The sequence below is a fragment of the Halocella sp. SP3-1 genome, from assembly GCF_003953885.1.
Lineage (GTDB): Bacteria > Bacillota > Halanaerobiia > Halanaerobiales > DTU029 > Iocasia > Iocasia fonsfrigidae.
In genome coordinates this window covers 1,294,232-1,319,281 of the sequence record NZ_CP032760.1, presented here as the reverse complement: position 1 = coordinate 1,319,281, position 25,050 = coordinate 1,294,232, and the positions used below count along the sequence as shown (strand labels likewise).

Genomic DNA, 25,050 nt, shown 5'->3' with positions numbered 1-25,050 from the left:
TGATAATTTATTACATTGTACACTTCGGTGGTATAGTAACTTGCTTTTCCTGATACTTATAGGGAATGAAATATTCTTTATGTCCCAGGCTCTCGCTTTTGGTTAACGAACCTGAAGCAACATTGGCTATCATTTGTGCAAGGGATTCTGCCGATTGGTCCAATGAGCAGTCTCCTGCCAGAACACGACCAGCATCAAAATCCATATCCCCTTTCATCCTGGCATAAGTATGACTATTTCCTGTTAATTTCACGCAAGGAGCCACAGCACTGCCTACTACATTGCCCCGCCCTGTAACAAGAAGTACAATATGACAGCCGCAGGATATAAGATCCATCAAGCCCTCGTTATCATTAGGGTTAGTAATACCAAACTGCATCCAGTGGGGGTCTGGTGTTGAATCAAGCAGCCATAAACCTGGATGGTTCGGCTTTCCAGCTGCCTTCAAGACACCCTCAATGGGCTTTGTTCCACTCTTGATAAAAGCCCCCATACTCTTTTCTTCTATGGTACTAAGACCCCCAGCAAAATTTCCGGGACTAACAGAATACTGTCTTACAGATTTACAGTATTTCAGTGCCTTATCATAGGTATATTGGATTTCCTCTCGGGCTCTTTTATTTGCAGCACGGGCTGTAAGCAAATCAATAAGTCCGATAGCCTCCACAATTTCTTCGAAAATAGCGGTGCCTCCCATTTCTACAAGACTGTCATAAAAACGTCCTACAACTACATTCCCGGCAAGTCCACTGGTATAGTCACTCCCACCGCATTCAGCCCCAATAACAAGGTCCGACATAGTCATAGGAAACCGGGGTGTTTTCTTAAGGGCATCCAACATTTCACTTACCAAGGTAACACCTTTTTGTATACTTTTATTTGTTCCACCTTCTGTCTGAATAAACATCCAGGCATGCTGCTTACCCTCTTTTTCAGCAATATCGGCCAGCCATTCTGCTTGGACATATTCACACCCCAGGCCTACAGCAAGTACGCCCCCCACATTAGGGTGTCGAATAAGAGATATAAGCAGACGTACGGCATATTCATTATCAGTACAGCCTGAAAAACCTACACACTCAACATCCATATGGTCACTGATTCGAGTAATTTCTTTGGCTACAAAAGAGGAACATTCCACTGTATAGATAACAAGTACTTTATTACGAATGCCTATGCGGCCATCTTGACGAGAAAAGCCTTCCCATTGCAAATTTAAATACCCCCTCTCTATTCATATTTAATATCCTTCGGTGCCCCTGTCACTACATCAAGGTGGCTGGAACGTTCATCATATACACTGGATATACAGTGCAAATGAACCCATTCCCCTTTAGCAATATTTTGGGTTGCACGACCAATAACTATGCCATATTTTATTATATCTTCATCACAATTTATATCACGTAAAGCTATTTTATGACCTATTGGAATATGTTCTACAGCATGAATGACATCCTGATTAGAATCCCCTCTTAATACCACAGGGCCTTTATTTAATTCCACTAGTGCAGTTGCTACATTATCTTGAAGATCAATTTGAAATGCCACTTGTTCTTCCATTATACCCTCCTTACAAGATCCCAAATTTCGCAAAGGCTTCTGTAGCACTCATACCCTCTTCAATTGCTTTTCGAACTACTTTCTCACCTGCTGCTTTATCAAGAGATTTTTGAATCACTTCTTCAGAAACTTCTTGCGGTATAACCAGAACACCATCTATGTCCCCAAAAATAATATCCCCGTCATGGATTATAACCTGTCCAATCTCAATCGGGCAGCGAAAATCTACCACACTTGTACGAATACTAGAATCCTGTGCCCAGCAGCCTTTACTAAATACAGGCCAATTTTGACTAAGTACCTGTGGTGTATCACGGTGCCAGCCGTCCACTACTGCACCGACACTGCCGCGTTTTTTGGCAGCAGCAGTAAGAATTTCCCCCCACAAAGCACTATTTTGCGCACCTGTTGCTACAAATATCTCATTTTTATGCAACTGATCCAGTGCTTCTGTCAGCAGTCCAAAAGGTTTCTTCTGTACACTAAACACATCGTGTTCAAGAACTGTACATGCCTTTCCTGCCACTTTCATATCATTTTGCAATGGTCGGATATATTGAGGCATAAACTGGTGGGTATATCCCATTACATCCAAGATGTCGCCAACAACAGGTGTATATAGTTTTTCTTTCATGAGGGCAAACATTTCATCCTCGTTTTCCCATTTAATCATAATTACTACTCCTTTACCTTTTTGATAGTATCAAGCCACTGTGTACACTGTTCAAACCAATTCGCCACATGGGCATCTGCTAAGCGCCCTTTTTCAGGTTCAGCTACAGCATCTGTTGCCAGAGATAAACCGTGAACACCATAAGAGTAAAGGTGTACCTCAGCTGGAACACCATGGTTTGCCAAGCCCTGAGCAAATAAAATTGTATTCTGTACAGGGACTGTCTCATCAGCCATAGTATGCCATAAAAATGTAGGTGGTGTCTTCTTGCTGATATAACGTTCCAGGGAAAAATAAGATACATCTCCTTGGTCAACAAGTGCCTCTATGCTTTCTTGATGGGCATATTGCCCCGCCGTAATAACCGGATAACATAGAATAAGGGCATCAGGCCTATGCATAGTATCGGACCCAAACATTGTATGGTCATCCCAATGCACACCAAGGCTTGCAGCCAAATGACCGCCTGCGGAAAAACCACAAACAACAAGTGGTTTTCCCTCCAGCTCCACTTCTTTTCCATGTACTCTGACCTCTTTGACAGCCTCTGCAAGTTCTTGCAGTGGTTTTTTTCCTAGATTTTTTCCGGTTGAATAGTGCAGTACAAAAGCCTGCCAGCCTACAGAACAAAATGCAGCTGCGACTGGTTCACTTTCACGAGGCGATAAGTGTGTATATCCTCCTCCCGGGCAGATAATAATGGCACCTTTAGGATTGGATATTGTCTTATAAAATAAATTTATACCCTTATCCCCACAAATAAAACTCATGGTCAATCCAACAACCCCCTTTTAACGTCCCATTACAGGCATAATCAAGTCTGGAATGGTCATGACAACTCCTGGAATATAAGTAATCAAAAGTAATACTGCAATCATAACTATAAAAAATGGCATTAGTGTTTTTATTAAATTCCCAATTGGTACACCCGATACTGCAGAACCTACAAAAAGCGTTCCACCTACAGGTGGTGTTATTAAGCCAATACCAAGATTCAGGATCATAATTGCCCCAAAATGGACTGGGTCAAGACCAATACTAAGTGCTATTGGCAATAAAATCGGCGTTGTTACAAGAATAATAGCTGACATATCCATAATCGTACCGAGCAATAACATAGTTATATTTAGAATAAGCATGATGACATATCTATTATCTGTCAGACTGGTAATTGCACTTGCTACCAACTCTGGCATTTCCAAGTAGGTCAAGAGCCAACCAAAAACCTGTGATGTAGAAATCAAAATCATTACAATTGCTAGAGTACCAAGTGAACGTTCAATAACACGCCACATTTTGGCAAGTGTTAACTCTTTGTAAATAAAAAAACCGACGAAGATTGCCCATATTACAGCAATAGCTGCAGATTCTGTAGCAGTAAAGACACCACTCACAACACCAAAAACAACAATAAGCACAGTTATAAGCCCCCAAATGGAATCAAGCAGGGTTTTTAAAACATGCTTAATATTAAATGAATCACCCTTTGGATAATCCCGTTTTACAGAAAGAATATAACTATATACCATCAAGGCAATTCCTAAGATAACTCCAGGGACTATTCCGGCTAAAAACAAGCGTCCGACTGACACACTGCCTGCCACCATAGCATACATAACCATATTATGGCTGGGCGGAATAAGTAATCCCTGAACAGAACTGGCCATAGTAACATTGGTCGAAAACTCGTCATCATAGCCTTGGCCTCGCATCATTGGAATAAGAATAGTCCCCAGAGATGCTGTATCAGCAGTTGATGAGCCTGATATGCCACCAAAGAACATTGAAGCAACGATATTTACCATCGCAAGCCCTCCACGCAGCCAACCTACCAGGGCATTAGCAAGCTTAATCAACCTCTTTGAAATCCCACCTGCACCCATAAGTTCACCAGCTATGATAAAAAAGGGTACTGCCATCAATGTAAACACATTAACCCCCTTAACCATCAGTTGGGCAATCTGCATTAAGGGCAGTCCCAGATAGATAGTTGTCAAAAGACTCGAAATACCTATGGCAAAGGCAATAGGAAATCGACAAATCAGCATAATAAAAAAAGAACCTATCAAAATTATTATAGCAATTGTATTTGGATCCATCTGCTAATCTTCCTCCATTCCACGGATTTGCTCTGCAGCATCTTCTACCAACATTTCAGCTTCATCTGCTACAGTAATACTATGGAGTGTTACACCTCTTCTACGACGGTCAAAGAAATTAATAAACCTCTCAATTTCCATCAAACATATGGCAACACCCGCAAAAGGACAAGTAAGATATAACCACATTGATTTAATCCCTACACCGGTGATAACATTTCTCCCTGCTAGCAGGGAAAATTGCCATCCATATACAATCATAAACAAACCAAAAGCAAAAATAAACACCTGCGCCATAGCAGACACTACAGAGATAAATTTTTCAGAGGCAATAAAGTCAAGCATAGACATACGGATATGTGTATCACTGCGTATGGCAAGTGCAGCACTGACAAGAGACATATATACCATGCACATCAGAACAATCGGCTCACCCCATACAAGACTATTTTTAATAACAAATCTATTGAATACAACATAGGCAGTAATAATTACCATAGCTATAAATGATAGCTTACATGAGGTCATAAAGAAGCAGTATACACCATCAAAAAACTTAGTAACCCATTTCATAATATACCTCCAATATTTTAATCAAGTATAAAAATGGGAACCCTGCCGTAGCTGTTCCCATTTTTTCTGAAAATTAATTATGAAACCAATTATTTCGCCTGAATAGCATCATAATATTTTTCATAACCGGCAATATACTTTAATACAACATCTTTGGTTGCCTCAATGTATGGAGTCTTATCTGGTACTTCTATAACATTAACACCTGCAGCTTTGATTTTTTCTAAAAGCTCTTTATCCAGGCGTTCTATGTTTTGACGGTTCCATTCCTCAGTCTCTTTAGCAGCTTCCATAATCAGAGCCCGATCTTCTGCATCAAGTTTATTCCATGAAGCCTCACTCATGAGAACGATAGAAGGACTATAGGTGTGCCCTGTTAAAATATAATTTGGGGCAACTTCATAAAATTTATTTGAATAATAGCCTGAGAAGGGTTGTTCCGCACCATCTACTACACCTGTTTGTAGTGAAGAATAAAGTTCAGAGAAACTGATAGGTGTTGACTGAACACCTAAAGCCCCTACAGTCTCAGTCATCAGCTCTGTTGTAGGCACGCGTAATTTAAGACCTTCAAAGTCATCAACACTATCAATCACAATATCTTCTGCAGTAAAGAAGTGTCGACTACCTTCATCAAGATAAAAGAGCCCTACCATACCAGTACCTATCTCCTGTGGTTCACGTAAAAATTCCTCTCCGATCTCACTATTCAACACATCCCAAAGGTGTTCACGGTCACGGAAAACAAACGGTAATCCAAACAGTGTCAGCTTTTTAACTCCAAAATCACCAAGGGAATTGGTATTTCCACGACAAATATCAATTACCCCACCCATTTGTAAGGTTTGATAGACGGTTTTTTCATCACCTAATTGGCCAGCTGGAAAAACTTTAATGGTAATACGTCCATTAGATTTTTCGGAGACAAGTTTAGCAAAATAATCTCCACATTCATCCATAATATGACCATCTGGGTTTAATTCTGCATATCTAAAGGTATATGAAGGTTTATCTTTGGCAAAGACCTGCACCGACAATACAGTTGCGAACATTAACACTACAATAAATAAAGACAATACTTTTTTCATTGAAATTAATCCTCCCTTTAATTTGTTTTACTAAAATAACAACTTGTAGGCTCCGTTTTCATACATTGGCATACTGCTTTGGAAAACAATTTCACTACCTACATAGACAGTATCCATAGGCGGACGTACATCCCGCAAGACATATTCTAGTAAATACTTTGCTGCTAAATATGCCTGTAAATAGGGGTTTTTTTGTAAGAGTTGAGTAAAAACACCTTCGCGTAAATATTTGAAGTTCTCTTCAAATAAGTCACTACCTACTGCTGTCATCTGACCATCCCTACCCGTTTCAACCAGCGCTTTTCCCAGCATCACACTACTGCGGGCATTTACACTGCAACACGCGGCCACTTCCTCCCGCCGCAATTCTCGCACAATACGCTTATAATGTTCTTCCTTGCTTTTATTGCTATGAATCTTGTATACAGGGTTGTTGAGCCCTTTTTCTTCCAGGTAAGCATCAAATCCCTGGGCTATTAGATAGTGGGCTGGAATTGACGCATCACCAGCACAAAGCAAGATGCTTCTATTCTTCGGTATTTGACGAGTAATCAACTCTGCCAGTGTGCGCCCGATAATTTGATAGTTAGGCTGCACACAACACAACCTACCGGATTTCGGGAGATCCGTATTAATAAGAACAACAGGAATATCCTTTTCAACAAAACGCTGAATAGACATCTCCCCATAAATACCCATATGACCTAGTGTCAATAACCCACTCACTTCAGTATGCTGCAACAGATCATTAAGTTCATCAGCTTGGGTGTTGGGGCCATCATAGTACTGTACCTCAAACAATTCAACATTGAAGTCACTCATTGTACGCATGTAATCACGTACACCTTCCCATACATAAGTAAAGTAAAATCGATTATCTTCAGTTGGACCCGGAAACGCTGCTGCGATACGAATGGTTTTACGCTTAAGTGATGATGCAACTACATTCGGTCGATAACCACACTCTTTGGCAATTTTTTGAATACGCAAACGTGTTTGCTCACTCACTCCCGGCTTCTGAGCCAAAGCACAGTGCACTGTACTAATGGACACATCAGCCTTTTCAGCTATGTCTTTGATAGTAATACGTTTATCCAAAATAGTCACTCCATGTTTACAAAAACGTTTTTGTTGTTATATTCTAATTATATACTTGTCATAAACTTTTGTCAATACATTCTGACAAAATAATATGATTCTATTGTAAGAAATTTATATTGAACAAAGCAAATTTTTTACAAGTAATCTTAGGTATATGAACTTAAAATAAAGCAAAAACATACTATATATTGTGTTAATCACTGTTCAAGGTGTTTTATCGGTTATAAAGTCTTATTTTGAGTAAAGATGAATTCTTGATATAAAAAAATAAGCTTTTTACAGTAATACCATATATAATATTTACACTGTTTCACTATTATATTTGTATATCTTTCTTGTAATTCACTCAATTATTTTGTTGAGATTAACTATAACGTTTTGGTAATTTACATTTCCCCACGTTAGCTAAAATAACAATACAGCTAAAAAGAAAGAATACCAGCTGCTTCTGTTGCCGTAAAAAATCCAGTACAACTCCTATTACAACGATTAGCACTGTAATCAACCCTAAAATGGCCTCTATAAAACAAAATAAAAATCCTTTAAAACTAAAAGCATCACTCTTTGGATATTTCCTCTTTTGAGCTATAATTACTACAAAAGAACCAATTAAACTTTAAAAATAGAGTGTTTTATTAGGTCTAGTTAAATATAAATACACCTATCTACTGTTGAACTCGGGTGAAAACATTGTCGAAATTTATTATAAAACCACCTAATAATTATTAGGTGGTTTATCTTATCCTTTTTCTTCTTTATATAAATACCTGGTAAATAGCGCAAATCCCAATCCATATACAAAATGTGCAACTATGGTTACCATAATTGCTGAAGGACCTTGGGGTATCTTTTCCTGTACTGAAGCCCCTAATACTGTACCAAATAGACCTACCCATAAAAACATAGCATAACCTATTCCTTTTATCCAGAGGTAATCTTTACCCGAAAAATATATTATAATAACAAAAACTACTCCTAAAACAGCTGTAACAACCAGATCTGCCACACCACCTATAAAATAGGCAACAGGCATAAATAAATACTCCCTGTCAAGAAAACGTGTAGCCACTATCTGCCAGAATACTACTTTAGTAAAATTAAGTTGATACATTATATAATTAGCAGTCAATTTGATAATATCAGCCAGTATACCAATTAAAGCACCTGTCATTATTCTATCTTTAAACATAATACCTTCCCCCTTATTAAATATTATCACCATTTAATAAGGAATTAATTCTATTTTTAACTGCTTAGTATATTAAATAAAAGAAATTAGAACCTAAACATTTAATAATTTATTGAATATTTAAACTTAATCATATTACTTTACAAGCAGCATAGCTTTCTGTATAATTAAGTCATAACCTTTATAAGACAATAAGAATATAAGAAAGGGGAGATTCAAATGTTAAAAGGTATTTTAACCTTAGTTTCTCTATTGGCAATCTCATTATTGCCTAGCATACTGTACACTATTTCTTTTGTACACTAACAACATACTGCTTTTTAAAAGCCTCAACCTGTTAAGTTGAGGCTTTTTCATTCATCAAAAACAATATTTCTTTCTTTTTATTTGGTACATATCTTTGTCTGCTTTAATAAAGATTTTTTCTAAATCATCATCTGGACTACTTTTTACTCCATACCCAGCAGAAATATTAATGGGAGGATTTAGACCTTTCTGCTGATTATATTTCTCACATTCCTCCCCGATACGATTGCAGAAATCACAAGCAACCCGAGAGGCAGCATCTGGCAATATCACCGCAAACTCATCCCCACCTATCCTTGCCAAAACATCTTCAGCCCTAGAAATAGATTTAATAATTGTACCTACTGATTTTATATAATTATCTCCTTTTTTATGCCCATAATTATCGTTGATAGATTTTAGACCATCCAAATCAGCAACAATTATACTGATAGGTGATTTGCGTGATTGGTTTAAGCGTTCAAGTTCATTTTCAAAATATCTACGGTTATAAAGCCCTGTCAGCTGGTCATGAAAAGATAAATATTTCATCTCTTTTTCATATTTCTTTCTCCTGGTAATATCACTAAAGGAAACAATAATTTCTCTAACTTCATTATTACTGTCAACCAGTGGTTTAATGATATACTCAATCCAGAGTTTTTTACCCCAGTAACTTTGATATTTATCTTCACCACTAATAACTTTATTTTCTTGAACAGAACGTTCAATTCCCTTTTTGAATTTTTCTATCCCCGGCAATTCCAGCACATTAAGACTCATAGTCATCCCCTTGCCTGGAGATCCCAGAATACTAAGCAGTCTTTTATTAACATTCAGGAGATTTCCATCTCTATCACATTTAATTAATCCTATTGGTGCTTCATCAAATAATTGTTTATACTTCCTTTGACTTTCTTTTAAAGATTTTTCTATTTCGTTATTTCTTGTAATATCGCGTAGTGAACCAATGATTTGAACAACCTCATCTTGACTATTTAAAACAGGACTTAGTTTAGTATGCCAGGTCTTCTCTCCTGCTGCAAGAACTATCTTTTCAGTATAATTTATAGTCCTTTTTTCCTTTTTGCACCTCTGATAATTAGCTATTAACCTTTTAGCCAGAGGTTTATTAAAAAGATCTTGCGGTCCCTTACCCTTTATTTCCTCTGAAGAAAAACCGCTTAATTCTTCGTGAACAGGATTTAATCTCCTATATTTAAAACTATCCCCTACAACATCAATTAAAAAGATAGCATCCTGGGTATTATTAAAAATAGTTTCATAATCCTGTTTGTTTGATTGTAAGTTTTCCCCAAGTTTCCTTTTAATTATTATTAAATAAAACCCCAGGGCAATAATTATTAAACCCTGGGTTATTAATAATCCCTTCATTTTTTCCTCCCCTAATTAAGCCGGGCAGCAACAGGCATTCTCCTGCCCATTCCAAAGGCCTTACTTGTCAGTTTAAGACCAGGGGCAGCCTGCCGCCTCTTATATTCATTATTATCTACCCTATTAATTACCCAACTAACCATTTCCTGGTCATATCCCTGGGCTGCTATTTCCTTAATAGACATATTTTTATCTATATAATAATATAGTATTTTATCCAGCACTGCATAAGGAGGAAGTGAATCCTCATCCTTCTGGTCAGGTCTTAATTCTGCTGAAGGTGCTTTTTCAATAATCTCTTCTGGAATAATCTCTTGTTTTCTGTTTATATAACTGGCCAGTTCATAAACCATTGTCTTGGGGACATCTGCCAGGACACTTATCCCACCACTCATATCACCATAAAGTGTGCAATACCCAACAGCCAGCTCACTCTTATTACCTGTAGCCAGTACCAGATGTCCAAATTTATTAGAAAAAGCCATCAAAATATTACCCCTTATTCTGGCCTGAATATTTTCCTCTGTCACATCTTCAGGGAGATCAGCAAAATAGCCGCTCAGGGTATTTTTATATGATTCAAAAATATCCTTAATAGATATTACTTTAAAATCAACCCCCAGGTTACCGGCCAGTTCCCTAGAGTCTATTACACTCCCCTCTGATGAATAGGGACCAGGCATAGATACTGCCAAAACATTATCCGCTCCAAGGGCCTCAGCAGCCAGACAGAGGGTCACAGCTGAATCAATACCCCCTGATAAACCAATTACCGCTTTTTTAAAACCACATTTTTGAAAATAGTCTTTTATGCCCAAAACTAAAGCCTGCTCTACACTTGCTATTTTATCATCTTGCTTTTTTTGAATAGTATAAGGCCTGTCTACTTGCTCTATATCCCTGGATAATTCAATACTTAATAAATCATCAGCAAAGGCCTTTAACTTACCCAGTATCTCACCATTTTTATTTATAATCATACTTTGTCCATCAAAAATCAGTTCATCATTTCCCCCTACCTGATTTAAATAAACAAAGGGAATCTCATATTTATTTACATAGTTTTTTAATATATTGGTTCTGATCTCATCTTTATCATACTGAAAGGGGGATGCAGAGATATTAATTATTATTGAGGCCCCTTTATTAACCAGTATATCTACTGGATCCAGGTCATAATGTCTATTTTTCCAGAGATCAGGGTCATTCCAGATATCCTCACAAATAGTAATGCCAAGTCTTTCCCCTTTAAACAAATACGTAGCTATCTCTTCGGCAGGGTCAAAATACCTGGTTTCGTCAAAGACATCATATGTAGGCAGGAGCGATTTGTGCTGTTTAAAAAGTAAGCTACCATTAGAAATCAATAAGCCTGAATTATATAAACCCTTACCAGCCTTTTTCCCCGTCTCAACCGGGGCACCAATTATAATACCCAGCTGAGGATAATCCCTTGAAAAATCTATTAGTTCTTCAACTGCACTATTCACCTTGAAAATTAACTGCTTTTTATGAAGAAGGTCCCTGGGAGGATAACCAGAAAGGACCATTTCAGGAAAAACAATTAGATCAACCCCATCACCGGCCTTTTTAATAGATCCTTTAATCTTTTTAAGATTATTATCTATATCACCAATAGTTGGATTAATTTGTGCTAAACATATCTTCATCAATTAATACCTCCATTTTACTTTCCATAGTGTCGAATTTTTGCCTATTCATATTATAATATCAATACTATTTTATTACAAGGAGATATTAACAGCAATGTTGACTTACATTTCATTGACTGTAGATTATTATAAAATCACCTTAAGAATAGTAATATGAATAATACATGAGTGGTAATATTAGTAATATGGATAGTAGATTAATCAAATGAATAGTTAGCAGCATAGTCCTTAATAAATAATTCAAATTACTACATAATTTTATAAATACTAGTAATAATATTATTACTAGTTATAAAGTTTTTAATTAAATAATATTTAGAAAACTATTGCAAAATACATTAAGTTTAATATTGGGAGGTTTGGAAACAAATGGCAATTCGTTATTTTCATCTCATAAAATTAGCAATATTTCTTTTCGCCCTTATTGTACTTGTTCCAAGAAATGAAATTCGTCGTCTTACTGTATATGGGATTATATTTGGCAGCTTTTATGATGTAATAGGACTCACAATTGGTTATCTAACAAATACTTTTAGATGGATTAACTTTAACCCCTTCGGTTATGGTTATATACCAATAGACTCACCAATATCTTGGTGTACATTCTTCATTATGTACTTCTATCTTTTACCTAAGAATAAACTACTAGTTTATATATATCCTATATCAGGGGTAATTATGAGCATGATATATTCAAGAGTATTAGTAAATTTAGAAATGTTTATTGAACCTGTTTTCTTGCTAAGATTGGCTAATTTCATATTATGGTTTACTTTTGCGACCTGGGGTTATTTAAAATTAAACAAATATATTGAGGCAAAAAATTGATTTTTTAATTTGCTAATTCAAAGACTGTCAAAATAAAGAATCAAATACCAATATAGCGCATATAAATAAAAAATGACCGGCCAAAACTCTGGCTGGTCTCTTTATAATCCTTGATATATCAATAAAAATAAATGGTGGGACTAGAAGGATTCGAACCTTCGGCCTACAGATTAGGAATCTGTCGCTCTATCCTGCTGAGCTATAGCCCCACATATATGAGATAATTTATCCCTTGACATTTTTAAATTATACAGTGAACAATAGGATTTGTCAAGTAAATTCAAGCTAAAATAATCATTTTTCTCTGCTGGACTGCCAGTCAATTATATAATACAGATCATCTCTAGGCTTACCGGCTGGTAGAGATTTGAGATGATTTATTGCTCGGGTAAGGAAACGTTCCCCCATAGTCTTACTCCTATTTAGTGAATCGCTCTCCTTTACCATCTCGGTAATCTGTTTAATATCTCTCTCAGTAAAATCACCCTGCCTGAGCAGCTGCCATGCCTTTTTCTGATAATTACCATCTTCCAGCAGACAGATAACAGGTAAGGTATAAATACCTGCTGCCATATCCTGACCTACCTTTTTACCTGTTTTTTCTTCATCACCAGTAAAATCTAAGAGGTCATCCTGAATCTGAAAGGACATTCCTAATTCAAGACCAAAATTATATAAATGATGTAATAAATTATCCCTTAAGCCGCTTTCGTAAGCCCCCAGATAGGTACTAAGCCCAAAAAGCAAAGCTGTCTTTCGCCTGATCCTCTTTAAATAATCCCTTACTGTCACATGATAATTATATTTTTCCTGGAATTGAGCTATCTCACCTTCACATATAAGACGCACTGTTTTATTTAAGCTGTTTAAACCCTTTCGTGAAAGATTATTAGAAAATAAAATATATGATTTCGCCAGGAGATAATCACCCACAAAGACTGCAATATTTTTGCCAAATCTATGCTGAGCAGTTTCCCGACCTCTCCTTAGTTTTCCTTCATCAATAATATCATCATGTACTAAGGTAGCCATATGGAGTAATTCAATACCACTGGCAAGCTGTATTATCTTATCTTTATTATAATTGCCAAAACCAGCAGCTATATTAATCATAATAGGCCGGAGCCTCTTTCCCCCACCATTGATTAAATCACTGATTGCTGTGTTTAATATATCCCTTCTGGATTCACAGTGTTTTTTCATATAATTATTTAATTCTATTCGAAAATCATTGAATCTAGTCAAACAAAATCACATCCCATTTAATTGGAAATCATCATTTAGAATATCAACTTCACCTTCAATTCCACTTGATAGTATTATCCCCAAATCCTTAGTAATTAACATTGCTTCAACACCATCAATCTCTTCAAGTAGTTCTAGCCCCTTTGCTGGTCCAAGGATAAAAATACTGGTAGATAGGGCATCTGCATCAAAGGAATCAGTTGTTATAATTGTGCAGCTTAAAAGACCACTATCTGCCGGGTAGCCTGTATCCGGATCAAGAATATGGTGGTAGATAACACCATCCATTTCAAAATACCTCTCATAATTACCTGAAGTTACTAATGTTTTATCCCTTACATCTATACTGGCCATAACATTACCGCGATTATGACGGGGATCCTGTATACCTACCTTCCAGGGGGTTCCATCAGGCTTTTCACCAATTACCAGTACATTGCCTCCTAGGTTAACATAAGCACTCACTACCCTGGAATCTTTTACAATCCTTCTAACCTCATCAGCAGCATAGCCTTTGGCAATAGCACCCAGGTCAAGGCTCATCCCCTGTTTTTCCAGCATAACTGTCATCTGCTCATCATCCAGGTCAATCCATTGATAATTAACTAGTTTTAAGGCCTCTTTAATTTCATCTTCAGCAGGCACCCGGGCATTCTCTGTTCCAATACCCCACAACTTTACAAGTGGGCCAATAGCCGGATTAAACTTTCCGTTTGTTAAATTAGCATATTCAACCGCCTTCTTAATCACCCTATATGTATCAGCATTGACCTTGATATCTTCTCCTGGATGAGTATTTATTCTAGATATTTCACTGGAAACAATGTTAGTGCTCATTTCATTCTCAATCTCCCTTAATCTGGCAAAACTATTATCGATAATTTCCTGGGCATTACTACCATAAACCCTCATTTGAACAACTGTACCCATTAAAAATGTTGTCGCATCCTTTGGCTGAGTCCCATTCTCCCTTTTATTTTGACAGGCTGTAAAGGTTATCATCACAACTACTATTAATAATACTGCAATATATATTTTTTTAGCCACTTTCATCACCCTGTCATTTATATTAATCTATCACCTTAGAAAAGTCAACAATCCAATACCCATATCCTGTATATAGTCTTTGGCAAGCCTTGATTACTTATTCCCCAAAACAGTAAAGGAAAAAAGGAAAGCCTGTTATAGACTTTCCTCAGAAAATTGGTATATCAGAAATTTACTTGAGGCCTGCCTGAATTAAAGCCATGTCAAGTGCTTCATTATAGCTTTCACCACTATGGGTAGCCCCTGTAAGGACATCTACCTTACCCTGGTTTTCAACTACTTTCTCTGGAAAACTGTTAAAATATTCAAGGGCAGGTTTCGAACCATAATCAGCAGCTTTAGCAGGCATTAGTTTTTCACGACCGTCTTCATTATCTACTAATTCCGGGTTAGCAGTTACCAGCCTGGCATCAGTAATTTCTTTATTTTCTACTGTAATCTCAACTATCACATGACCATGTTCAAAATCTTCGGCTAAACCATAGTATTTATTACCCTGATAGTTTCCACTGGCAATAGCCAGTGCCATGTCAACTGCTTCATTATAATCATGCATACTATGTGTAGCACCAGTAATACCATCTACTTGGGTTGATTGATTTTCCAGAACCATGTAAGGGTATTCTAAGAAAGCCTTTTTACCCTCAGCATATTCATAGTGAAGCTTGAAAGGGTTAATCATATTAAGGTCAACAATCTGGCCGTGTTTAATAATGACTTCGATAACTACATCACCATGATCATTAGCAACAAAACCAAGATAATAACCATCTTTATAATTAGCCTCAGCAGCTAATATGTTAAAGGACAAAACAGCTACTAATAATAAACTAATTAACAAGATCATACTCTTCTTTATCATTTATTTCACCCCCTTTCAAAAGAATTAGCACATTTTGGTTCTTCTATTTCCTTGTTAATATAAACACAACTTATACCCAAATAAATAAATTCACATATAAAGGAAACACAGATATTTTTAAAAATATGTTAATTTCAAATAATGTTAATAGTTTTCAAGGGTTATCTATATTTTGTATGTTAATTATACATTCTATCTTTACATTCGTCAAGTATATTCATATTTTCCTTTGCATATGGAAAATATTATGCTATAATATAATTGTTAAATAAGTAACATAACTAATTTAATTTATTCCTTTTTTAATTAATCAAAACCCTTTGTGAAGGGAATAATAAATATCAAGGAGGTCAAAAATGAGTAAAAATATTATAATTCTTGGGGCAGGTTATGGTGGAATAACCGCTGCTAAAAAACTAAATAGACTACTGAAAAAAAATCCCAATACCACTATAACCCTGATTGACAATAACCCTTACCATACCTTATTAACAGAAGTACACGAGGTCGCTGGGAATAGAATTGATAGTGAAGGAGTAAAGATTGGATTAAATGATATATTTAATCCAACAGAAGTTAATATAGTAAAAGATAAGATTAATGATATTGATTTTGAAAGCAAAACACTTAGCTCAGAAAATTTTCAATATAATTATGACTACCTTATTCTTGGTACCGGTAGTCAACCAACCCACTGTGGTGTAAAGGGTGCAGATGAAAACACCTTTACCCTCTGGTCTATAGATGATGCTGAAGCAATAAACCAGCACATTAAAAAATGTTTTCAGGAGGCCAGGGTTATTAGAGACTCCCAGTTAAGAAGGGAATTACTTACTTTTGCCGTCTGTGGTGGTGGATTTACAGGTGTAGAGATGCTTGGAGAATTAATAGAATGGCTTGATGAACTATCTGCTCAATACGAGATTCCTCGTGATGAGGTAAACTTATATCTCTGTGAGGGTCTCGACAGAATACTCCCTTCTTTAGATCAAAAATTGGCTGATAAGGCTATGGATTATCTGCAGAAAAAAGGTGTTAATCTTAAGCTGGGTTCCTTTGTAGATGAAGTAAAAGAAAATGGCCTGGTCTTTAGCAATGGTGATGTGCTTAACTGCCGGACAATAGTCTGGAATTGTGGTGTCATGGCTTCTGATACTGCCACTACCCTGGAATTAAAAACAGATAAAAGAGGCAGAATAGAGGTTAACAGTTATTTACAAACAATAGAGTATCCTGAGGTATATGCTATTGGTGACAATGCCCATACCCCCTGGCAGGATGAAAAAGCACTTCCAGCCCTGGTAGAAGCCGCTTTACAGACAGGTGAAACAGCAGCCCACAATATTGCTGCAGATATTAATGGTTCTAAAAAGGAGGAGATTAAGGCTAAACTCCACGGTATAATGGTATCTATCGGAGGTAAATATGCTCTAGCTGACCTGATGGGTATTTCCTTGACCAGTTGGCCGGCAATGTATATGAAACACCTTGTAAACATGCATTACCTCTTTTCATTAGGTGGATTCAAAAATGGAATCGGCTATATCCTTAACTATATAAAAGAACAAAGCTCCAGTAAGGGACTAGTTGCCCAGAGTTTTGACCATTTCAGCTGGGAAGCATCTTCATTTCTACTGGCTTTCCTCCGCATATTCCTGGGATTTCAATGGCTCATCTCTGGACTTGACAAGGTTCATAATGGGTGGCTGACTGCCGGGGATAAACTGGTAGCCGGGGCATCAACCTCGCCTATTGGTCCTAATGCCCTGGACTGGTATGTAAGTTTTATGGAGGCAGTTGTCTTTCCCAATGCCTATTTATTTCAGGTAATGATTACTATGGGAGAACTAGCACTGTCAGCCTCATTAATTCTTGGCATCTTGGTCCCCTTAGGTGGTATCGGTTCATTCTTTATGACTATCAATTTCTTTTTATCAGGCTTTTATCCACAAAATGTTACTCTCCCCTGGTTCCTTTTCAGCTCAATAGCTGTGATCGGTGCTGGCAGATCACTTAGTGTTGATTACTATCTACTACCGTGGTTAAGAAGAATAATCTGGCGTAAAAAACGAGGTAAAAATAAAGACCTACAGCTGGTTATGAACCCTATCAACAATGATTAACAACCATTAAGCAAAAAAGACCTTACCACTAGGTGGTAAGGTCTTTTTTGCTTTCATATACTTTAAAGGGGAGGGAGCTATATGTTTAAAACAAATAATATACTTTATCTGATGATATTCTTAAGAATCATTTCAAGCCTTATTGAAATGGGGGCAGCTGGTCTTATGTTTTATTTCAAAAAAATAGATACTGCTATCAGAATAAATGCCTTACTGGGATTAGTTGGGCCTATTATTCTAATACTGGTCACCTTTCTCGGTTTAACAGGAATAAGCAGTCAGCTAGACTTTAAAAAAATATTATTAATAGGACTCGGTGTCTTCTTAATACTACTTGGCAGCAGATAAAAAAGACTTAACCCCCCATTTCATTTTTCTAAATAAATAAGCCAGGCTGAATTGGTTCATTTTTACGGCCTTCTTAAAAGCAGTATAATATAATCTATTATCATTATCCCTACCTTTATTAAAGGTATAGGCACTAAAGACATCTATCTTATTAAACCCAGCTTTTTGCAATAAGCTTATAACATCACTGATTAAATAACCCCTCTCTTCATGTAATTCCTCATAACACTCATCCCGATTATCCAGGTAAATCTTTAAACGAACCTTCCATCTCTCCTGCTTCTGATCTACGATATCTTCCCAAAAACAACTATAACCCTCTCCGTGAAACATAGTTGTACCAGGTTTAATACTCATTAACCTTGTTATGGTATTCATATCAAAAATAAAAAGACCATGATCATTCAGGGCAGAAAATACCTGATTAAAGACCTCAAACAGTTCTTTAGCAGTTAAAATATAATTTAAGCTATCAAAAAGGCATATTGCTAAATCATACTTTTTTACAGTAGTAAACTCCCTTAAATCCGCCGCAGCAAAATCAATATTACTTCGCTTATCAATTTTTCCCTCGGCCACAGCAAGCATATCCTGTGAACGATCTATCCCGGTTACATAATAACCTTGATCATTAAAAAGAAGACTCATTGTCCCTGTACCACAGGCCAAATCCAGGACAGAATCTGCTTTACACTGATAGTAATTAAGAATATCATGGATATACTCAAACCATAATTTATATGGGACTGCCCCCATAATATTATCATAAATCTGGGCAAAAAATTCTGTATAGGCTTTTTTCTCCATTGTTTTGCCCCCCTTGTTAACCTTCAATTAAATCTACAATAAAATTAAAAATCTGGTCCTTCCCCTCTCCTGTTTTGGCCGAAAAAAAACAGAAATCCATATCTTCAGCAAGTTGGAGGGTTTCTCTAATCAGTTTTTTCTGTTTGCTCTGCTGGCTCTTCTTTAATTTATCAACCTTGGTAGCAGCAATAATAGTTGGTATCCCTGTGTCCTTTAACCAGTTAACCATCATAAAATCATCCTTAGTTGGTTTATGTCTAGCATCAATAATCTGTACTATGCCAACAAGATTAGTACGATTATAAAGATAGTCATCTATTAAACGCCCCCACTCTTTCTTAACTTTAAGGGGGACTTTAGCAAAACCATAACCTGGTAGGTCAACCAGCACAAAACGATCATCAATATTAAAGAAATTAATACTTTGTGTCCGCCCTGGTTGTGAACTTGTACGGGCCAGTTTATTCCTATTGAGTAGCTTATTAATCATGGAAGACTTTCCCACATTAGACCTCCCTGAAAAAGCGATTTCAGGGAAGTTATGCTGTGGATAATCATTATTACTATAGGCACTACTTATAAATACAGGATTTTTAAACCTCATTATTTTCACCATCCATTAAGATTAACTCTAAAACATCATCCATATGTGCTACATAATGTACTTTGATATCCCGCTTGACTTGTTTTTTTATCTCCTGAAAGTTCTTTTTATTTTCCTCTGGTAGAATAATTTTTGTAATACCTGCTCGGCGGGCAGCCAGTACTTTAGTTTTAACACCACCCACCGGCAAAACCCTACCCCGCAGGGTTATCTCCCCTGTCATCGCATAGTCTCCCCTCAACGGTTTCCGAGATAAAGCTGAACCAATAGCTGAAGCAATAGTTATCCCTGCTGATGGGCCGTCTTTAGGAACCGCACCCTGTGGTACATGGATATGTAGATCATATCTCTCATAGAAATCATCTTCTAATCCTAAATCTTCCTGTCTGGAACGAATATAACTTAAAGCAGCCTGAGCTGATTCTTTCATAACATCCCCCAGTGAGCCAGTTAAAATTAGTTTGCCTTTTCCTTTTACAACAGCGACCTCAATATCCAGGATATCACCACCAGCATTGGTATAAGCCATTCCAGTAGCTACCCCAACCCTGTTTTTCTTTTTGGCTTTTTCATCTTTAAATCTCTCTACACCAAGGTATTTGAAAAGATTTTGTGTTGTTACCCTGGCCTGCCTTTCTCTACCCTCTACTATCTCACGGCTTACTTTACGTGTGACAGCAGATAATTTCCTCTCCAGGTTTCTGACTCCAGCCTCTCTGGTATATCTCCTGATTATCTGATAAATAGTATTTGTGGAAATACTTATTTTTTCATTATCCAGTCCATGGTCTTTTAAGATACGCGGCAGGAGGTATTTTTCCGCTATCTTTATCTTTTCATCATCTGTATAACCAGGCAATTCTATTACCTCCATCCTATCCAACAGAGGGGCTGGTATGGGATGAGTTACATTAGCAGTAGTAATAAAAAGCACCTTAGAAAGATCAAAAGGTATCTCTAAATAATGGTCAGTAAATTCACCATTTTGTTCAGGATCAAGAACTTCCAGTAAAGCAGCAGAAGGGTCTCCCCTGAAATCAGCAGCCATTTTATCAACCTCATCAAGTAGGAATACTGGGTTACTACTGCCAGCCTCCCTCATAGCATTAATAATCCTTCCTGGGCGGGAGCCAATATATGTCCTTCTATGCCCCCTGATCTCTGCCTCATCTCTGACCCCACCAAGGGATATTCTGACAAAATTCCTTTTTAAAGCCCGGGCTACCGATTTTCCCAGGGAGGTCTTACCAACACCAGGAGCACCGGCCAGACATAATATCGGTCCACTCTTTTCTGGGGCCAGTTTGCGAACCGCCAAATACTCAAGTATCCTCTCTTTGACATCTTCTAGACCATAATGGTCTTCATCAAGTACCAGCTGGGCCTGTTCAATCTCCAGTTTTTCATCTCTGGTCTTCCCCCAGGGTAAGTCAAGTACACAGTCCAGGTAATTCCTGATAACAGTAGCCTCAGGTGACATAGCCGGTGTCTTATCCAGCCTATTAATTTCATCCTCAATTTTTTCAGCAATATCCTCCGGTATATGTAACTCCTCCAGCTGTTGACGGTATTTGTTTATCTCACTATCTTCCTCTAGGTCAAGCTCTTCCTTAATCACCTTCAACTGCTCCCGGAGGTAATACTCCTTCTGAGTTTTCTCAACCTGTTTTTTGACCTTCTTTTGAATCTGCTGTTCTATCTTAAGAACCTCAATCTCATTCTTAATTATACCTAATAATTCCTCCAACCGTTCTTTTACATCAAGGGCTTCAAGTAAGCTCTGTTCATCCTTATATTTTAATTCCAAATGAGAAGCAATAACATCAGCCAGTCTACCAGGCTCTTCAATATTATTGACACCCATCATTGTTTCAGCAGGCAAATGCCGATTATATTTTACATATTCCTCAAAACTATTTAATACAGAACGCATTAAGGCCTTCCAGTTTACATCAGTTTCTATAATATCATCATCATAGGTCTGAACCCTGGCCTCAAAATATTCATCATCTTCAACAAACTCAAGTATTCTCCCCCGTTTTTTCCCTTCAACAATGACTTTTATCATGCCATTAGGGAGTTTAACTAACTGTTTAACCTCAGTTACTGTCCCCACAAGACAGAGGTCATCTGCCAGCGGTTCTTCAATCTCCTGGTCTTTCTGGGTTGTTACAATAATCTCTTTTTCAGCCAGCATAGCTTTCTCCAGGGCCTCTATTGATTTTTCTCTACCAACCAGTAAAGGGATTACCATATATGGAAAAACAACCACACCTCTGGATGCCAGTAAGGGTAGTTCCAGAACTTCTTCGATTTCCTGTTCTTCAATATTATTAATATCCTCTGTCATCTCTTCCTCACCTCAATTATTCTATTCGCTTAAAGATAGCATATTCCTTCACAAAAAGTAAAATTATTAGTAATTTTATAACCCCGCCTGTGACGGGGTTAGCATTGTTAATTAGTAATAGTCATCAATTTATCAGAAGTAATTAGTTTTAACCTGTCTTCCTCTTTGACACTCATAGATTGATCAATTGCCTCTTCCAGTGTTGTAATCGGAATAATATCTATACCAGCAATCTTTTTATAGATATTTTGCCAGTTTTCTTCCGGTATTAACACCTTCTTTGCCCCTGACCTTTTAGCCGCCGCTATCTTGGCTGTTACTCCACCCACCGGTTTAATAAGTCCCCGGATAGAGACCTCTCCTGTCATAGCAATTTTATTATCGACAGTAGTCCCAGTTAAGGCAGAATAAATAGCTACTGCTATAGACACTCCAGCTGATGGTCCATCAATTGGTAAACCCCCGGGGAAATTAATATGTATATCATAATCATAGGGATCACTGGACATCATCCTACGTAAAACCGTCAAAGCATTTTCGGCCGATTCTTTAGCCATACTCCTGCGGCGCAGTGTATGACCCCGTCCCCCCATCTCTTCTTCCTCAATAACACCGGTAATCCGAATTGAACCCTGGCCATCTAGCACCTTAATTGCGGCTACTTCTATTTCCAGTAAGATACCCATATCTGGCCCGCTGATAGCAAGACCATTGACAACCCCAATTTGAGGAAAATCATGAACTAATCGATCGGGTCTAGGTGAAAACCTACCACTATTTATTACCCTTTCTATATCATCAAGTATGATTATTTTACGGGCTTCTCCAGTAGCTATCCCACCTGCCAGTTGGGTCATGTTTACTACCTCCCGGCCGTTGCGGGCATAACGCTGAATCATCTCCAGGGCTGTTTCTTCAATAGAAAAACCCATTTTCTTAACAGCCCTTTGACTGATCTGACCCAGTTCCTCCTGTTGTAAATCACTAAAATATATCTCCAGACACCTTGACCTAATAGCAGGGGGGATATCTTGTGGTTGGCGGGTGGTTGCCCCAATAAGCCTGAAATCAGCTGGCAGACCATTCTGAAAAATATCATGAATATACTGGGGAATATTAGTATCTTCTTCACTATAGTAAGCACTATCCAGGAAAACCTTGCGGTCTTCTAATACCTTAAGCAGTTTATTTAGTTGAATAGGATGAAGCTCACCGATCTCATCAATAAATAAAATACCACCATGTGCCTTGGTTACTGCCCCAGGCTTTGGCTGGGGGATACCAGCCATACCCATAGGACCTGCCCCCTGGTAAATCGGGTCATGAACCGAACCGATTAACGGGTCAGCAATACTCCTTTCATCAAAACGCGCTGTTGTAGCATCAAGTTCAATAAACTTGGAATCATTATTAAAAGGAGAAGAAGGCATTTTTTTAGCTGTTTCCAGGACCAGTCTAGCAGCAGCTGTTTTACCTATACCTGGTGGTCCATAGACAATTACATGCTGTGGATTCGGACCACAGATAGCTGCTTTTAAGGCTTCAATACCTTCATCCTGTCCAATTATATCACTAAAAGATGTCGGTCTTGTCCTTTCAGATAGAGGCTGGGTTAGAGAAACCCTCCTCATCGATCTAAGTTTATTTAATTCATTCTTTGATTCCTTAATAACTGCTTTTTTAGTTCCCTGTTGATTACGTAGCATATTCCAGAAGTAAAGACCAATCACTATCATAAAAAAGAACTGTACCAGTGTTAAAATACCCAAAAAAGATGTATCCATTATATCTGCCCCCTGTGCTTTGATGATATGATTTACTGCTTTAATTGATTTCACATAAATTAGTATATCCTTAAGCCAGTAAAATATCCTTAAGACAGGCAGAAAAATAAAGGACTTCCCTTTAAATTGAGAAGCCCTTAAATATACAATGAATTTTATTTTTTAAGCAGATTCTTCTTTACCATCTACCCTTAATAATTCAGGTGCTTTGTTTTCCTTGATAACTTCAGGTGTTATAATACATTTTTCTACAGAACTATCTGATGGAAGATCATACATTATCTCCAGGATAGCCTCTTCAACAACAGCCCTGAGCCCCCTTGCTCCAGTATTTCTGGACAAAGCCTTTTTGGCTATCTCAGATAAGGCCTCTGCTGTAAATTCCAGAGCCACATCATCCATCTCAAAGAATTTAGTATACTGTTTTACCAGGGCATTCTTTGGTTCAGTTAGTATCTTAACCAGATCAGATTCAATCAGCTCATCCAGTGTCACAATAACAGGGAGACGGCCGATAAATTCAGGAATTAAACCATAATGTAGGAGATCCTCTGGTAAAATATCCTTTAGGGTATCTCCTATATTCTCTTCTCCCTTACTTTTTATATCAGCACCAAAACCCATCACCTTATTACTGACACGGGACTTAATAAGCTTATCAAGACCATCAAAAGCACCACCAGCTATAAATAATATATTGGTAGTATCAATCTGGATAAACTCCTGGTGAGGGTGTTTCCGGCCTCCCTGAGGCGGTACACTTGCCACCGTCCCTTCTAAAATCTTCAAAAGGGCCTGCTGAACACCTTCTCCAGAGACATCCCTTGTAATTGATGGATTTTCTGACTTCCTGGCTATTTTATCAATTTCATCTATATAGATAATTCCCCGTTCGGCTTTTTCAACATCATAATCAGCAGCCTGAATAAGCTTTAATAGAATATTTTCAACATCTTCACCAACATAACCAGCTTCTGTTAAAGAGGTTGCATCTGTAATAGCAAATGGTACATTCAGTATCCGGGCTAGTGTCTGGGCCAGTAAAGTCTTACCACATCCGGTCGGCCCTACCATCAGTATATTACTCTTCTGTAATTCTACATCATCTATTTTCATATCAGAATTAACCCGCTTATAATGGTTATAGACTGCTACCGCCAGAGATTTTTTGGCACGCTCCTGACCAACTACATACTGGTCAAGGATCTTTTTAATCTCTCTGGGTTTGGGGATATTCTGCAGGGTAAATTCCATACCATCATTTAACTCTTCCTCAATTATTTCATTACAGAGCTCTATACACTCATCACAGATATAAACCCCTGGGCCAGCAACCAGTTTGCGCACCTGTTCCTGGGATTTTCCACAGAATGAGCACTTTAACTGCCCCTTCTCATCTCCAAATTTAAACAA

22 protein-coding genes and 1 tRNA gene are annotated in these 25,050 nt (G+C 37.5%); 3 read left to right on the top strand and 20 right to left on the bottom strand.

Going from position 1 to position 25,050, the window contains the following annotated elements; all coding sequences use genetic code 11:
• Positions 1-10 precede the first annotated feature (10 nt).
• The 11 genes from D7D81_RS06345 to D7D81_RS06295 all read right to left on the bottom strand — a co-directional run bounded on the left by D7D81_RS06345 (position 11) and on the right by D7D81_RS06295 (position 11,636).
• Entirely contained in the window at positions 11-1,213 is a 1,203-nt protein-coding gene (locus tag D7D81_RS06345) for a UxaA family hydrolase (protein WP_205739354.1), read from the bottom strand.
• Between the two features lie 17 nt (positions 1,214-1,230).
• Positions 1,231-1,563 carry a UxaA family hydrolase gene (locus D7D81_RS06340; protein WP_125988365.1) on the bottom strand — a complete coding sequence of 111 codons (333 nt, stop codon included), beginning with the start codon at positions 1,561-1,563 and terminating at the stop codon, positions 1,231-1,233.
• A 10-nt stretch (positions 1,564-1,573) separates the two neighbouring features.
• Positions 1,574-2,236 carry an RraA family protein gene (locus D7D81_RS06335; protein WP_125988363.1) on the bottom strand — a complete coding sequence of 221 codons (663 nt, stop codon included), beginning with the start codon at positions 2,234-2,236 and terminating at the stop codon, positions 1,574-1,576.
• Between the two features lie 5 nt (positions 2,237-2,241).
• On the bottom strand, positions 2,242-3,006 hold the full coding sequence (locus tag D7D81_RS06330; RefSeq protein ID WP_125991963.1) for an alpha/beta hydrolase: 765 nt from the start codon (positions 3,004-3,006) through the stop codon (positions 2,242-2,244).
• A gap of 21 nt (positions 3,007-3,027) precedes the next feature.
• The gene (locus D7D81_RS06325) at positions 3,028-4,335 is read right to left on the bottom strand and encodes a TRAP transporter large permease (protein WP_125988361.1); all 1,308 of its coding nucleotides are present in this window, start codon (positions 4,333-4,335) and stop codon (positions 3,028-3,030) included.
• A 3-nt stretch (positions 4,336-4,338) separates the two neighbouring features.
• Positions 4,339-4,908, bottom strand: coding sequence for a TRAP transporter small permease (locus tag D7D81_RS06320; protein ID WP_125988359.1), 570 nt, complete (start codon positions 4,906-4,908; stop codon positions 4,339-4,341).
• A gap of 89 nt (positions 4,909-4,997) precedes the next feature.
• Positions 4,998-5,996 carry a TRAP transporter substrate-binding protein gene (locus D7D81_RS06315; protein WP_125988357.1) on the bottom strand — a complete coding sequence of 333 codons (999 nt, stop codon included), beginning with the start codon at positions 5,994-5,996 and terminating at the stop codon, positions 4,998-5,000.
• A 30-nt stretch (positions 5,997-6,026) separates the two neighbouring features.
• Positions 6,027-7,094, bottom strand: coding sequence for a LacI family DNA-binding transcriptional regulator (locus D7D81_RS06310; protein ID WP_164522131.1), 1,068 nt, complete (start codon positions 7,092-7,094; stop codon positions 6,027-6,029).
• Between the two features lie 742 nt (positions 7,095-7,836).
• Positions 7,837-8,286, bottom strand: coding sequence for a hypothetical protein (locus D7D81_RS06305; RefSeq protein ID WP_125988353.1), 450 nt, complete (start codon positions 8,284-8,286; stop codon positions 7,837-7,839).
• A 360-nt stretch (positions 8,287-8,646) separates the two neighbouring features.
• Entirely contained in the window at positions 8,647-9,966 is a 1,320-nt protein-coding gene (locus tag D7D81_RS06300; RefSeq protein ID WP_125988351.1) for a sensor domain-containing diguanylate cyclase, read from the bottom strand.
• 11 nt (positions 9,967-9,977) lie between these two features.
• Positions 9,978-11,636, bottom strand: a complete 1,659-nt coding sequence (locus D7D81_RS06295) for an NAD+ synthase (RefSeq protein ID WP_125988349.1) — start codon at positions 11,634-11,636, stop codon at positions 9,978-9,980.
• A 372-nt stretch (positions 11,637-12,008) separates the two neighbouring features.
• On the opposite strand from D7D81_RS06295, the gene D7D81_RS06290 reads away from it, so the two are divergent.
• On the top strand, positions 12,009-12,467 hold the full coding sequence (locus D7D81_RS06290) for a hypothetical protein (protein WP_125988347.1): 459 nt from the start codon (positions 12,009-12,011) through the stop codon (positions 12,465-12,467).
• Positions 12,468-12,599: 132 nt separating this feature from the next.
• On the opposite strand, the gene D7D81_RS06285 is transcribed toward D7D81_RS06290, so the two are convergent.
• The 4 genes from D7D81_RS06285 to D7D81_RS06270 all read right to left on the bottom strand — a co-directional run bounded on the left by D7D81_RS06285 (position 12,600) and on the right by D7D81_RS06270 (position 15,621).
• Positions 12,600-12,676, bottom strand: a tRNA-Arg gene (locus tag D7D81_RS06285).
• 85 nt (positions 12,677-12,761) lie between these two features.
• Positions 12,762-13,712 carry a polyprenyl synthetase family protein gene (locus D7D81_RS06280; protein WP_125988345.1) on the bottom strand — a complete coding sequence of 317 codons (951 nt, stop codon included), beginning with the start codon at positions 13,710-13,712 and terminating at the stop codon, positions 12,762-12,764.
• Between the two features lie 6 nt (positions 13,713-13,718).
• Positions 13,719-14,765, bottom strand: coding sequence for an FAD:protein FMN transferase (locus D7D81_RS06275; protein ID WP_125988343.1), 1,047 nt, complete (start codon positions 14,763-14,765; stop codon positions 13,719-13,721).
• A gap of 166 nt (positions 14,766-14,931) precedes the next feature.
• On the bottom strand, positions 14,932-15,621 hold the full coding sequence (locus tag D7D81_RS06270) for an FMN-binding protein (protein ID WP_125988341.1): 690 nt from the start codon (positions 15,619-15,621) through the stop codon (positions 14,932-14,934).
• A gap of 356 nt (positions 15,622-15,977) precedes the next feature.
• Between D7D81_RS06270 and D7D81_RS06265 the strand changes: the two genes are divergently transcribed.
• Both D7D81_RS06265 and D7D81_RS06260 read left to right on the top strand, forming a co-directional pair.
• On the top strand, positions 15,978-17,744 hold the full coding sequence (locus D7D81_RS06265) for an FAD-dependent oxidoreductase (protein ID WP_125988339.1): 1,767 nt from the start codon (positions 15,978-15,980) through the stop codon (positions 17,742-17,744).
• Between the two features lie 81 nt (positions 17,745-17,825).
• On the top strand, positions 17,826-18,092 hold the full coding sequence (locus tag D7D81_RS06260; protein ID WP_125988337.1) for a YqhV family protein: 267 nt from the start codon (positions 17,826-17,828) through the stop codon (positions 18,090-18,092).
• On the opposite strand, the gene D7D81_RS06255 is transcribed toward D7D81_RS06260, so the two are convergent.
• From D7D81_RS06255 to clpX, 5 genes are all read right to left on the bottom strand, one after another.
• Positions 18,075-18,899 carry a class I SAM-dependent DNA methyltransferase gene (locus D7D81_RS06255; protein WP_125988335.1) on the bottom strand — a complete coding sequence of 275 codons (825 nt, stop codon included), beginning with the start codon at positions 18,897-18,899 and terminating at the stop codon, positions 18,075-18,077. The two genes, D7D81_RS06260 and D7D81_RS06255, sit on opposite strands and share 18 nt — an antisense overlap.
• Positions 18,900-18,915: 16 nt before the next feature.
• A complete protein-coding gene (gene yihA, locus D7D81_RS06250; protein ID WP_125988333.1) occupies positions 18,916-19,503 on the bottom strand; it encodes a ribosome biogenesis GTP-binding protein YihA/YsxC in 588 nt (195 codons plus the stop codon).
• On the bottom strand, positions 19,493-21,853 hold the full coding sequence (gene lon / locus D7D81_RS06245; protein WP_125988331.1) for an endopeptidase La: 2,361 nt from the start codon (positions 21,851-21,853) through the stop codon (positions 19,493-19,495). The genes yihA and lon overlap by 11 nt, the downstream gene beginning before the upstream one ends.
• Before the next feature lie 107 nt (positions 21,854-21,960).
• The gene (gene lonB, locus D7D81_RS06240) at positions 21,961-23,637 is read right to left on the bottom strand and encodes an ATP-dependent protease LonB (protein ID WP_125988329.1); all 1,677 of its coding nucleotides are present in this window, start codon (positions 23,635-23,637) and stop codon (positions 21,961-21,963) included.
• A 162-nt stretch (positions 23,638-23,799) separates the two neighbouring features.
• Complete coding sequence (clpX, locus tag D7D81_RS06235) at positions 23,800-25,050, bottom strand: ATP-dependent Clp protease ATP-binding subunit ClpX (RefSeq protein WP_125988327.1); 1,251 nt, start codon at positions 25,048-25,050, stop codon at positions 23,800-23,802.